Consider the following 13,729-nt stretch of genomic DNA (forward strand, 5'->3'; position numbering starts at 1 on the left):
AAAGGTTTAATGCCTGTGTTACAATAATCAAGTATGAGCCGTCACCCAGCTGTAGGACACTCCGACCTGAAGCTTAGTGGCAGGAGATTAATATTTAGGAGGATTTAGACATGATATCTAAGGAAAAGAAAGCAGAAATCATTGCTACTTATGGAAGAAAGCCAGGAGACACAGGTTCTCCAGAAGTTCAGGTAGCTATCTTAACAGAAAGAATCGCTGAGTTAACAGAACATCTTAAGGTTAACCAGAAGGATCACCACTCAAGAAGAGGTCTTCTTAAGATGGTTGGTAAGAGAAGAGCTTTACTTGCATATCTTAAGGATACAGATATTGAATCTTACAGAAATCTTATTGAGCGTTTAGGCTTAAGAAAGTAATTAATCAGGGCGGAGTGTATAACTCCGCCCTATTGCGTTGTTAATGGCAGAAGGGATACCCCGAGACCACTGAAATGTATATCATGGCGGTAGTTTATGGTGTGTTTTTCAGTTGTTTCGGACCTTCTGTTAAATATATATTTTTATGGAAGGAGTTCATATGTTTAAACAGTATGAAATGGAACTCGCCGGAAGAACTTTAAGAGTTGATATCGGCAGAGTGTGTGCACAGGCTAACGGTGCTGCGTTAATGCATTATGGTGATACTGTTGTTCTTTCAACAGCAACAGCATCTAAAGAACCAAGAGAAGGAATTGATTTCTTCCCATTAAGCGTTGAATATGAAGAGAAGATGTATGCCGCAGGAAAGATTCCTGGTGGATTTAACAAGAGAGAAGGTAAGGCATCTGAGAATGCTATCCTTACATCAAGAGTTATCGACAGACCTATGAGACCATTATTCCCTAAGGACTATCGTAATGATGTTACTCTTAATAACATGGTTATGTCAGTTGATGAGAATTGCAGACCAGAATTACTTGCTATGATTGGTTCTGCTATTGCTACATCTATTTCAGATATTCCATTTGACGGTCCATGTGCTACAACACAGATTGGTATGATTGATGGAGAATTCATCGTTAACCCATCTCAGGCACAGTGGCAGGATGGAGATCTTCAGCTTACAGTTGCTTCAACTAAGCAGAAGGTTATCATGATTGAAGCCGGAGCTAATGAGATTCCAGAAGACAAGATGATTGAGGCTATATATAAGGCTCATGATATCAACCAGACAATCATTGCATTTATTGATAAGATTGTTGCTGAGGTTGGCAAGGAAAAGCATTCTTATGTAAGCTGTGCTGTTCCTGCAGAGATGTTTGAGGCTATGAAGCAGGTTGTATCTCCAGAAGAGATGGAGGTTGCTGTATTCACAGATGACAAGCAGACAAGAGAGAAGAATATTGATGCTGTAACTGAGAAGATGAAGGAAGCATTTGCAGATAACGAGGAATGGCTTGCAGTTCTTGGTGAGGCTGTTTACCAGTACCAGAAGAAGACTGTACGTAAGATGATTTTAAAGGATCACAAGAGACCAGATGGAAGAGCTATTAACCAGATCAGACCACTTGCAGCTGAGGTTGATATTATTCCTAGAGTTCATGGTTCTGCAATGTTTACAAGAGGACAGACACAGATATGTGATGTTGTTACTCTTGCACCTTTATCAGAGGCACAGAAGGTTGATGGTCTTGATGAGAATGTAACTACTAAGAGATACATACATCACTATAATTTCCCTTCATACTCTGTAGGTGAGACTAAGCCATCAAGAGGACCAGGACGTCGTGAAATCGGACATGGAGCATTAGCTGAGAAGGCACTTGTTCCTGTACTTCCATCAGAGGAAGAGTTTCCATATGCAATCCGTGCCGTTTCTGAGACATTTGAATCTAATGGTTCTACATCAATGGCTTCAACATGTGCATCTTGTATGTCTCTTATGGCAGCAGGTGTTCCTATTAAGAGAATGGTAGCCGGTATTTCATGTGGTCTTGTTACAGGCGAGACAGATGATGATTATATTGTACTTACTGATATCCAGGGACTTGAAGATTTCTTCGGAGATATGGATTTCAAGGTAACAGGTACAACAGAAGGTATTACAGCTATCCAGATGGATATTAAGATTCACGGTCTTACAAGACCAATCGTTGAAGAGGCTATAAGAAGAACAAGAGAAGCAAGACTTTTCATCATGGATACATGTATGAAGCCTGCTATTGCTGAGCCTAGAAAGACTGTTGGTGAGTATGCGCCTAAGATTATCCAGACATCTATTGACCCTGCTAAGATTGGCGAAGTAGTTGGACAGCGTGGTAAGACAATCAACGCAATCATTGATGAGTGCGGTGTCAAGATTGATATTACTGATGATGGATTCGTTTCTGTATGTGGTGTTGAGCAGGCAGGAATGGATAAGGCTATGAAGTATATCAAGACTATTGTAGAAGACTTCGAAGAAGGCAAGATATATGAAGGTAAGGTTGTAAGCATTAAGGAATTCGGTGCATTCGTAGAGTTTGCTCCTGGCAAGGAAGGAATGGTTCACATTTCTAAGATTTCTAATGAGAGAATCAACCATGTTGAAGATGTTCTTACACTTGGCGATCATGTAAAGTGCAAGTGTATGGGTAAGGATAAGATGGGAAGAATCAGCTTCTCAATCAAGGATGCAATTTAATTAATATGAGAGCATATTAATTAAATACGGGTTTGAACAGATTGTATCTGTTCAAACCCGGCAATATAGAAGCATGAGTTATATTTGGTTATAGAAAAGAGGATACGATTATGGTAGATCAGAATTGTGCATATTGTGTAGAGGGTGACCTCGTAGCTAAGTTTGGTATTAAGATATGTGAGCTTGAGACATCTAAGGTATATCTGTTCAAGGAGCAGAGTCATCCTGGAAGATGTATCGTAGCACATAAGAAGCATGTTGGTGATATGAACGAGTTAACTGCAGAAGAGAGAGCTGCTTACTTTGAGGATGTTGCAAGAGTAGCAAGAGCTATCATGGCTGCTTTCCACCCAGATAAGGTTAACTATGGTGCATATGGTGATACAGGTCATCACCTTCATTTCCATCTCTGCCCTAAGTATAAGGACGAGTTCGAATGGGGTGGAGTATTCCTTATGAACCCAGATAAGAAGTATCTTACAGATGCTGAATATGCAGAGATGATTGAGAAGATTAAAGCAAACATTAAGTAATTTGAAATGAGGTATTTTTATGTCAGGACATTCAAAATTTGCGAATATCGCGCATAAGAAGGCAGCCAATGATGCAGCTAAGGGTAAAATCTTTACAAGACTTGGTAAGGAGCTTATGATTGCTGTTAAAGAAGGCGGTCCGGATGTTAATAATAATAGTAAGTTAAGACAGGTTGTTGCTAAGTGTAAAGCAGCTAATATGCCTAATGATACAATTGACAGAGCTATTAAGAAGGCTGCAAGTAATGATATGTCTAACTACGAATCAGTTACATATGAAGGATATGGTCCTAACGGAACAGCTATTATCGTAGAGGCTCTTACTGATAACAGAAACAGAGCTGCTTCTAATATCCGTAGTGCTTTCACTAAGGGTGGCGGTAATGTTGGTACTCCAGGCTGTGTATCATTCATGTTCGACAACAAGGGACAGATGATTGTAGACAAGGAAGAATATACCGGAGATGCTGATGAGCTTATGATGTTAGCTCTTGATGCTGGTGCAGATGACTTCAATGAAGAAGAGGATTGTTATGAAATCCTTACTTCACCAGAGGAGTTTGATGCTGTTAACCAGGCATTAGCTGATGCCGGAGTAACATTTGCTTCAGCAGAGGTTACTATGATTCCACAGACAACTGTTGACCTTACATCTGAGGATGATATTAAGAAGATGAACAGAATCTTAGGACTTTTAGATGAAGATGATGATGTTCAGAATGTATATCATAACTGGAATGAACCAGAAGAAGATGAAGAATAATTAATTATGAAAGAAGATTCTCATGCGAGTTTGGTATGAGAGTCTTTTTTTATTGCTGTAAATGTGTTATCATTATATCATTAATTGCGTGTAATGGAGAAAAACTATGCTTTTACAGGAGATGACCGAGGATAATAACCTGATAATTGAATTAAGCATGAATGGACAGAAATATGAGTTTCCATCTAAGGTTATAAGAAAAGTTAATCAGGGCGTATTGGTTGAGCCAATAAGAATTAATGGTAAGATATTAAGCTTTAATTCTTCAGGTGGCGGTATAACGGTAAGTATATATATGATAAGAGACGGTAAGCCTCCAATGTTGTGGAAAGGTGTTGCAGTTAATTCAATCAGAGAAGAGGAAGGAACATTATATAAGATTTCAGCTAATGGAGAAGGCTTTGAAGTTAACAGACGAGGGGCTTTCAGGCTGTTTATAGGTATCTCCGGTGTTGCACAGTTAGGAACTAACCGTAAGGCAGTTGATGTTATTGTTAAAGATGTGAGTGAGAGTGGATTCTCTTTTGTTGGCACGGAGGATATGGACAATGTCATTAATATGCCGGTAAGACTTGTGTTTGCTGACTTTAATCAGAATTACAGTCTTATGGGGATTATTGTGAGGAAGGTTGTTATCGGTGAGAACAAGATAGTATATGGATGCAGGTTAGGCGTGCGTAATGCTAACCTTGAACAGTATATAAGCCAGAAGCAGAGACAGATGTTATCAATGAACCATGGCAATTTTGCATTTCAGAATAAGGAGATACTGGAGAAAGCTCTTAAGGAACCGGGCAGGGCAGACAGGACAGCACAGGAACAAGAACCGGATGATAAGAATTATAAGAAAAAGCAGATCAAGAATGACGGAACATATAAAGAAAGAGATATTAATAAAGTTGGTAAAACTGAACGAAGAGATATATTCAGAGATACACTTGAAAGGAAGAAGGTATGATTATGAAACCTACTTTAAGGCAGATTGAGGAAAGAGAAAAGCAGAAAAAGGAAAAGCGCCAGATTGATACGCTGATTAAATATGACCGTGCCAAGATATGTCCAAAGTGTGGGGAACTTATGCGTTATGCATTTGGAGAAGTGTTTAAGTGTGACAACTGTGGAGCAGAGGAACTGACATCTTTTGGCAAGGTGAGAAAATATATAGAAGACCATGGTCCTTCTAATGCAGCTAATATATCAGATGGAACAGGGGTTCCTGTATCAACAATTAACAGGTATCTGCGAGAAGGAAGAATAGAGATTCCTGACGGTTCGGACAGCTATATCAAATGTGAGGACTGTGGAGCAGAGATAAGATACGGAAGATATTGTCCGGCATGTGCAGCAAAGCATAACAAAGGTCAGAATGTCGGTATATTTAATTCTGAAGCAGGAGAAGTTCCAAAGCATAAGAGAGATGCATATGGTAAGATGCATACTCTTGATGTAATGGAAAAGACAAGGAATAAAAGATAAGAACAATATAATAATGAAAGAACAGTAAAAGCCCGTTGGTTAAGAGATTAACCAGCGGGTTTTTTCTATAGATACATATAATAAGGATAAATGAGGAGAACAAAATGAAGAAAATGTTTATTACAGAGAGAAGCATAGAAGGAACAGAATGATGAACTTTCAGGGAAGAATGATGAACTTTCAATAAAGAATAATGAGTTACAGGCAGAAGTTGAAAGGTTAAAGAAGTTATTAGCAGAACAGAATAAGTAGTAAAAAAGCCGTTACCACAAATGTTGTGGCAGCGGCTTTTGTCTTTTTAGGTATTAATTAAAGATCAAATCCAAAGTATCTTACAGCGTTGTTGTATGAGATACCTTCAACTATCTTCTTTAATGCCTTCTCATCTGCTGGGTATTCACCATTCTCTACCCATCCACCGATAAGCTCGCACATGATTCTTCTGAAGTACTCATGTCTTGTGTATGAGAGGAAGCTTCTTGAATCTGTAAGCATTCCGATGAAGTTACCAAGAAGACTTAAGTTAGCAAGGCTTGTCATCTGGTTAGTCATACCAACCTTATGATCGTTGAACCACCAAGCTGAACCCTGCTGAATCTTGCCAACAGCCTTAGAATCCTGGAAGCATCCGATAACTGTTCCGATAGCAGCGTTAACTGAAGGGTTAAGTGAGTAAATGATTGTCTTAGGAAGCTCATCTGTAGCATTAAGTGCGTTAAGGAACTGAGCCATCTCAGCAGAGCAGTCATATGTGTTAATGCAGTCAAATCCAGTATCTGGACCTAACTGGTCATAACGGAATCTGTTATTATCACGGATTGTACCATAATGTAACTGCATTACCCAGTTACGCTTGTTGTATTCTTTACCTACAGATACCATGAATGCTGTCTTGAACTTGTTCATCTCTTCTGTAGTGATAGCAGAACCAGAAAATCTCTTAGCAAAGATTGCTTCGATTTCTTCTTCTGTGTATGGCTTGTACATTACATACTCAAGAGCGTGATCTGATACTGAGCATCCCATAGAAGCAAAGAAATCCATACGGTTTCTAAGAGCATCCATTAATGAAGCAAATGAATTAACTTTAATTCCGCTTACATTAGATAATGTCTCAAGGTAATCAAGATATTCAGGCTTTTCGATGTTCATAGCCTTGTCAGGTCTCCATGCAGGAAGTACCTGTACGTCAAATGTCTTATCATCCTTAAGAACCTGATGCCACTCAAGTGAGTCAACAGGATCATCTGTTGTACAGATTAATGTAACATTTGACTGCTTGATAAGGTTACGAACTGACATAGAATCTTCCTGTAGCTTTGCATTACAGAGATTCCATACTTCCTCAGCTGTATCGCCGTTGAGAATACCGTTGTATCCGAAGTATCTCTGAAGTTCAAGGTGGCTCCAGTGATAAAGTGGGTTACCGATAGCCATCTCAAGAGTCTCAGCCCATTTCTGGAACTTCTCGCGGTCAGAAGCATCACCTGTGATGTACTTCTCATCAACACCGTTAGTTCTCATCTGACGCCACTTGTAATGATCGCCACCAAGCCATACCTGTGTGATGTTCTCAAACTTTCTGTCTTCAGCGATTTCCTTAGGATTGATATGGCAGTGATAGTCAAGTATTGGCATCTTAGCTGCATAATCGTGGAATAAATGCTGAGCTGTTGGAGTTGAAAGTAAAAAGTCTTTGTCCATGAACTGTTTCATGATTCATAATCCTCCTGTGAATTAAAATATTGTTGTGTTGCGTTTTATTATATCAGCGGCGATGATACTGTGATTGTCAGCATCTTCACCGGATAAAACCTTCATTAGCACGCTTACCGCGCATGAGGATAGTTCCTCAACCTTACTGTCAATAGAGGTAAGTTCAGGTTCTGTACATAATGAAAGAACAGAGTTATTGTATCCAATAACCTCTAAATCCTCAGGAATTCTGATTCCGTGAGTATGTGCAAACTTGACAGCACCGGCAGCGATAGAGTCATCAGATGTCATAACGGCATCAAACTTCATTCCTTTATCATATAGATATGTAAGATAATCCCTGGCATGAGATATGTTCTTGCCACACAGATGATGGAATTCATCCGGGAGAGTAATACCAGCTTCATTAATTGCTTTAAGATAGCCGTGGTACTTATTCATGCCACTGTATGAAGTACTCGTATATAAGTAAACTATATTACGATGTGAATTATTTATCAAGAGTTTTGTCGCATTGTATACAGCTTCTTCATCATTGCACATTACTGAATAAATGTTGGCAGCGTCCAGATAGCCGTTGACCAGAACTATAGGAACATCTTTAGCTGCATTAATAATGTAGTCGTTGTTATGTTCACTGGTATTTTCTACAAACTGTGAACCGGCAAGAATAATTCCGTCAACTCTTTTACTCAAAAGAAGCTCGAGATAATTCTTCTTATTATTATAATCTTTACCAGTGCAGCAAAGAATAGAGTCGTAGTTGTATTTGCGAAGCTCCTGTTCAAGATAGTAAACAGCGTTGGCAAGGTATATATCAGATGAATCTATGCACATAATGCCAATTGTCTTCATAGTATTAAGACCTAATCCTCTTGCAAATACATTAGGAGTGTAGTCTAATTCTTTCATTGCATTAATAACTTTGTCTCTTGTCTTTTCAGAAACCCTGGTGTTGCCGTTAAGAACCCTTGAAACTGTTGCTATGGATACACCAGCTTTTTTAGAAACATCATATATATTAATATTCATGTGCGACCTCATCTCTTGACGAATGTAAATGTATCGCCTAACAAAAATTGATAAAAAATGAATAAATGTAAGCGCTTACATATTGATAAATGAATTATACAATGGTATTATTATAAAAACAAGTGTAATGTAAGAATTTTTTAAAAAGCAGAAAAATGTATTGACTTAGAGCATTTTTAAGTATATTTTATTTATGAAAGCGCTTACATGCACTTATTTACATACCATTTACTGGTTAATAATTAGGGACCGTTATCGTAAAACGGATTATTCCCAATGAAAAAAGGAGATTTAAGATGCAGAGATTAAACAAGAGTATTACACATGCAGTTGACAGACCTGTTAAGGTTATGCAGTTCGGTGAGGGTAACTTCCTTAGAGCATTCGTTGATTATATCTTCGATGTAACTAATGAGAAGACAGATTTCAACGGTGGTGTTGTTATCGTTAAGCCTATCGAGTTCGGTACACTTGAGAGATTCCATGATCAGGAATGCCAGTACACACTTCAGTTAAGAGGTTTTGTTGATGGAAAGCCTAAGGAAATCACACGTCAGATTACATCAGTAGTAGATGCAGTTGCAGCTATTGAGGATTATGACAAGTACATTGAGTATGGTACAAGCGAGACTCTTAGATTCATCGTTTCTAATACAACAGAGGCTGGTATCGTATTTGACGAGACAGATAACGATCCTAATGCACGTCCTCCTAAGACATACCCAGGAAAGCTTACACAGCTCCTTTACAAGAGATATCAGAAGTTCAACGGAGCAGCAGATAAGGGACTTATCTTACTTCCATGTGAGCTTATCGCTGATAATGGTATTGAATTAAAGAAGTGCATCATGAAGTTTATCGAGCTTTGGGGACTTGAAGATGGATTCAAGGATTGGGTTAACAATTACTGCTCATTCTGCCCAACACTCGTAGATAGAATTGTTCCAGGATATCCAAGAGAAGACGCAGCTAAGCTTTGCGAGGAATGGGGATATGAGGATCAGCTTATCGACAGAGCTGAAGTATTCGGTCTCTGGGTTGTAGAGAGTGATTCTAATCTTCCACTTGAGCAGCTTGAGAAGGAACTTCCATTCAAGGAAGCTGGACTTAATGTAGTATTTACTAAGGATCATCATCCATACAAGGAAAGAAAGGTAAGAATCCTTAACGGATCTCATACATCATTTGTATTAGCTTCATTCCTTGCTGGTAATGACAATGTAGAGAATTCTATGAAGGATCCTGTAATCAGAAAGTACATGGAAGAGACACTTTACAATGAAGTTATTCCTACACTTTCACTTTCTAAGGAAGATTGTGAAGAGTTTGCTAAGGCTGTTATTGACAGATTCCTTAACCCATTCGTAGATCATAGATTATTAAGCATTTCACTTAACTCAGTATCTAAGTGGGAAGCTAGATGTTTACCTTCATTCTTAGGATATGTTAACAAGTTTAACAAGCTTCCTAAGTACCTTACATTCTCTATCGCTGCACTTATGAGCTTCTATACATCACAGACAGAAGCTGAGTTTAACGGCGGTATTGTATTAAAGGGTAACAGAAACGGTGAAGAGTACAACATCACAGATGACAAGGCTGTTCTTGATTTCTTCAGAGATAATTCAGGAAAGTCTGCTAAGGAATTCACACATGCTTACTTAAGCAATACTAAGTTCTTTGGTGGCGAGGATCTTTCTAAGGTTCTTAACCTTGAAGAAGTTATTACTGAGTACATCACAGATATCAGAGAAAGAGGTATGAGAGCAGTAGTTAATGATTTAGCTGACTAATTAATAGCTCTTTGAATGATTATAGAGCGGATGTTTTTATATTCATCCGCTCTTATTTAATATAATAATCAAATTGAATTGGAGGATATATGCAGGATTTTATCAAGATTAATAAAGATGATAATGTTGCTGTAGCATTAAAGCCTATTGCTAAAGGCACAACTCTTAATGTTGCAGGAATTGATGTGACAACTGTAGAAGATATTCCACAGGGACACAAGTTTGTAATTAAGGCTATCAAGAATGGTGATCCGGTTATCAAATATGGTTTCAGAATCGGATTTGCACAGGCTGATATTCCAGTTGGAGCATGGGTTCATACTCATAACTTAAAGACTGGTCTCGGTGAATTACTTGAATATACATATGAACCAGAGGGACATAAGGATGTTGAGCCTTCAGAGCCAGCTTATTTCGATGGATATATGAGAGAGAACGGAAAGGTTGGTGTCCGTAACGAAGTATGGATTGTTCCTACAGTTGGATGTGTTAACTCAATTGCAAGAGCAATTGAAACAACAGCAAGAGCTAACAAGCCAGAAGGAGTAGATGAAGTAGTTGCATTTACTCATCCATATGGATGTTCACAGACAACAGAGGATCAGGAGAATACAAGAAAGATTCTTGCTGATTTAATTAATCATCCTAATGCAGGTGCAGTACTTGTTCTTGGTCTTGGATGTGAGAACAGCCGTATAGAAGTTCTTAAGGACTATATTGGAGAGGTTAATCCAGACAGAGTTAAGTTCCTTCAGGTTCAGGATGTTGAGAATGAGCAGGAAGAAGCTGAGAAGCTTATGAATGAGCTTATGGCTTATGCTGCAACATTTAAGCGTGAAAAGGTTAATGCCAAGGAACTTATCATTGGTATGAAGTGTGGCGGTTCTGATGGATTATCAGGTATTACAGCTAACCCAACAGTTGGTCTTTTCTCAGATATGCTTGTATCTAAGGGTGGTACAACTATCCTCACAGAAGTTCCTGAGATGTTTGGTGCAGAGACAATTCTTATGAACAGATGTGCTAACAAGGAACTCTTCGAGAAGACAGTTCACCTTATTAATGACTTTAAGGAATACTTCATTAAGAATGGCCAGGAGATTTACGAGAATCCTTCTCCAGGAAACAAGGATGGCGGTATTACAACTCTTGAAGACAAGTCTTTAGGATGTACACAGAAGTCAGGAAGCTCATTAGTAAAGGGTGTTCTTGCATATGCAGAGCCAGTTAATACTAAGGGACTTAATCTTCTCAGCGCACCTGGTAATGACCTTGTTGCTGCTACAGCTTGTGCAGCTTCAGGTGCACAGATGGTTCTTTTCACAACTGGACGTGGAACACCATTTGCATCACCGGTTCCTACAGTTAAGATTGCAACTAACTCAAGACTTGCAGGAAATAAGGGTAACTGGATTGACTTTAATGCAGGAAGAATTGTTACAGATGATCTTCCACTTGAAGATGCAGCTAAGGAGCTCTTCCAGCTCGTATTAGATGTTGCTTCTGGTAAGAAGGTTAAGGCCGAGATAGCAGGATTCCATGATCTTGCAATCTTTAAGCAGGGTGTAACATTATAATTAATACAATAATATAAAAGATGGGGACTGTATGTGCAGTCCCCATTTTTATATACAAGCCTGAAAATAGAATGTACCGTCTTTAGTAAAAAATGCATATATGCCGTTATATTTTTCTATTACTGAAATTATGCTGCGGACACCAATGCCATGGTCAGGTTCATCAGTAACAGGAATCTGGTTGTGGAATCGGGGCTCCTTAAAGTATGTATTGGCTATGTTGATGCATATTTTGTTATTTTTTTCAAACAACTTAATTGTTATAAGACGCTTATTGTCTTTTGAGACAGCGTTATCACACTGCTTTATACAGGAATTTATTGCATTTTCTAAAGCATTTGCAAGGAGACTGCACAAATCAGTAATTCTGTAACTTGAAAAATTAGTGGCAGTTACTGATATCTGTGTGGAAATGTCTGCGTCATGGGCTTTATTTATATATGAAGATAATATTAGGTTAATTGCTTCGTTGCTGCAGTATCTTGTTATTCTTGTGTTATCCAGATTATTATTAATTTCATTTATATATTCAAGAGCTTGCTGCGTATTGTTACCAGCAAGGCAGCTTTGTATGAAATTCATATGGTGTCTTAAGTCATGTCTGTATATCGCAGCCTGTTTCTGATAATCTGTAAGCTGAGATATTTCTTTTTCAGCCTGAGCTGCAGCTGCGGAAAGTATGATGTTTTCACGCTCTGCTGTATTTTTTTTGTTGGACATACTGAGTGTCACTATTGACAAGAAAAAATATAATACAACAATAAAACTGTCCATGAATTCAATTATTACGGCTTTGCCGGTATATAGAAGGTTAGTATATACGGTTAGAGCATATTCAAGTATATAATATGTAAGAGGGAGAAGGAAAAACATGGAAATAATGTTTTTTGATTCTTCTTTGAGTTTTATTATGTAAGGCGAAATGTATTTAATTACCACAATCAGAAGCGGAATAGTGATTACAATTGTTACAACATCTGAAATTACAGGGATTTCAGGAAATATATATTTTGCCAGGGTTCCAAACCATTTTCTGGGTGTACACATCAGATAAGCGGACATAACGGCAATAAATGATATATATATATTCTGGTGACATATATATCTGATAATAAGAATTAAAGGAATATGTATCAGTACAGGATAACATTTAAAAAGGACATTTTCGCCTAAAAGCACGTAGAATAATGCCTGAAACAGAACAAATAATACAGTAGTAAGTATAAAAAGGCGCTTATTGTCCTCCCATTGTATTCCGGCAAAATAGAAAGATACAATAATTCCGAATATTAAAACAAAACCATAATTAATAAGGTTTAGTACTGAGACTATGTCTGTCATTAAATTCTCCTCCGAATGTATATTATAGATTATTCTTCCATCTGGAAATCCAGATATTGTTTCTTTATGTCCGAAACGCGTCTTTGTGCAACCGGGATAGTTTTGCTGTTAGTTAATTCAATCCTGACTGCATCTATTGTCTTGATGTAATTCATATTAACAATGAAAGAACGGTGTGGCAGAGTAAATTCTTTATGTGTCATAAGTGTATCACATATAGATGAGAATACGTCTGTCGATATTACCTGCTCGTTGTCTGAAAGGTATAATATTACTTTCCGGTTAAGAGCTTCAGCGTACATAATATCTGATAAGTATATTTTATGTATACCTGAATTATTCTTTATAATATATGTATCATTGCGTTCCTTATGAAATGTATCAATAATATCATCCAGTGTATCATATAATGCTTCTTTAATTATGGGTTTAAGAAGATAATTAAATGCTTTGACTGTGTAGCTTTCTACAGCAAATTCAGGCGATGATGTCAGAAAGATTACAGGTGAAAATCTGTCAAAGGCACGGATTTCCCTTGCCAGATTAATGCCGTCCATTACTGGCATAATTATATCGAGAAAATATATGTCATATTTCTCAAATTCAGCAGTTGATGCCAGTTCAACACTGCTTGTGAAACATTTTATAAAAAATTTCTGACCTTTATCACAGGCGTATATTTCTAACAGTTCTCTAATTCTGTTTAATTCAGCTTCATTATCGTCACATATAGCAATTTTCATAGTATTTTCCTCATTAAAGCTTAGTATGTAAATTATCTCTTGATTAATTATATATTGCAAGAGACTAAATTTCTATATATAAATCTAATCGTTCATGTCAAAAAAATTGTAATTCACGCAGATAACCTCACAA

Annotated in this window: 12 protein-coding genes; 8 read left to right on the forward strand and 4 right to left on the reverse strand. The window is 37.7% G+C overall.

The genetic code is table 11. The features are described 5' to 3' along the window. Window positions 1–110: 110 nt before the first annotated feature. The 6 genes from rpsO (at window position 111) to GKE48_RS07370 (ending at window position 5,394) form a co-directional block, all read left to right on the forward strand. Complete coding sequence (gene rpsO / locus GKE48_RS07345; RefSeq protein WP_012739137.1) at window positions 111–377, forward strand: 30S ribosomal protein S15; 267 nt, start codon at window positions 111–113, stop codon at window positions 375–377. A 160-nt stretch (window positions 378–537) separates the two neighbouring features. Next, window positions 538–2,622, forward strand: coding sequence for a polyribonucleotide nucleotidyltransferase (locus GKE48_RS07350; RefSeq protein WP_082414035.1), 2,085 nt, complete (start codon window positions 538–540; stop codon window positions 2,620–2,622). 110 nt (window positions 2,623–2,732) lie between these two features. Beyond that, entirely contained in the window at window positions 2,733–3,155 is a 423-nt protein-coding gene (locus tag GKE48_RS07355) for an HIT family protein (protein WP_154300779.1), read from the forward strand. A 19-nt stretch (window positions 3,156–3,174) separates the two neighbouring features. Beyond that, window positions 3,175–3,918: a YebC/PmpR family DNA-binding transcriptional regulator gene (locus GKE48_RS07360; protein ID WP_012739140.1), complete on the forward strand. Its 744-nt coding sequence runs from the start codon at window positions 3,175–3,177 to the stop codon at window positions 3,916–3,918. Window positions 3,919–4,024: 106 nt separating this feature from the next. After that, a complete protein-coding gene (locus tag GKE48_RS07365; RefSeq protein WP_154300780.1) occupies window positions 4,025–4,876 on the forward strand; it encodes a PilZ domain-containing protein in 852 nt (283 codons plus the stop codon). Between the two features lie 2 nt (window positions 4,877–4,878). Continuing rightward, a complete protein-coding gene (locus GKE48_RS07370) occupies window positions 4,879–5,394 on the forward strand; it encodes a hypothetical protein (RefSeq protein ID WP_022097173.1) in 516 nt (171 codons plus the stop codon). 309 nt (window positions 5,395–5,703) lie between these two features. On the opposite strand, the gene uxaC is transcribed toward GKE48_RS07370, so the two are convergent. Both uxaC and GKE48_RS07380 read right to left on the reverse strand, forming a co-directional pair. Next, window positions 5,704–7,110, reverse strand: coding sequence for a glucuronate isomerase (gene uxaC, locus GKE48_RS07375; RefSeq protein ID WP_154300781.1), 1,407 nt, complete (start codon window positions 7,108–7,110; stop codon window positions 5,704–5,706). Window positions 7,111–7,131: 21 nt separating this feature from the next. Next, complete coding sequence (locus GKE48_RS07380) at window positions 7,132–8,136, reverse strand: LacI family DNA-binding transcriptional regulator (RefSeq protein ID WP_055215356.1); 1,005 nt, start codon at window positions 8,134–8,136, stop codon at window positions 7,132–7,134. Window positions 8,137–8,438: 302 nt separating this feature from the next. On the opposite strand from GKE48_RS07380, the gene GKE48_RS07385 reads away from it, so the two are divergent. Together GKE48_RS07385 and GKE48_RS07390 are read left to right on the forward strand one after the other, a co-directional pair. After that, a complete protein-coding gene (locus GKE48_RS07385) occupies window positions 8,439–9,935 on the forward strand; it encodes a tagaturonate reductase (protein ID WP_055214808.1) in 1,497 nt (498 codons plus the stop codon). 89 nt (window positions 9,936–10,024) lie between these two features. Beyond that, entirely contained in the window at window positions 10,025–11,512 is a 1,488-nt protein-coding gene (locus GKE48_RS07390) for a UxaA family hydrolase (RefSeq protein ID WP_022098496.1), read from the forward strand. Window positions 11,513–11,560: 48 nt separating this feature from the next. Here the strand turns inward: GKE48_RS07390 and GKE48_RS07395 are convergent, their stop codons facing one another. Together GKE48_RS07395 and GKE48_RS07400 are read right to left on the reverse strand one after the other, a co-directional pair. Continuing rightward, on the reverse strand, window positions 11,561–12,853 hold the full coding sequence (locus GKE48_RS07395) for a sensor histidine kinase (protein ID WP_154300782.1): 1,293 nt from the start codon (window positions 12,851–12,853) through the stop codon (window positions 11,561–11,563). 29 nt (window positions 12,854–12,882) lie between these two features. Then, on the reverse strand, window positions 12,883–13,596 hold the full coding sequence (locus tag GKE48_RS07400; RefSeq protein WP_154300783.1) for a LytR/AlgR family response regulator transcription factor: 714 nt from the start codon (window positions 13,594–13,596) through the stop codon (window positions 12,883–12,885). Between the last annotated feature and the right edge of the window lie 133 nt (window positions 13,597–13,729).

This window comes from Lachnospira eligens (assembly GCF_009680455.1).
In the GTDB taxonomy this organism is placed as follows: Bacteria; Bacillota; Clostridia; order Lachnospirales; family Lachnospiraceae; genus Lachnospira; species Lachnospira eligens_A.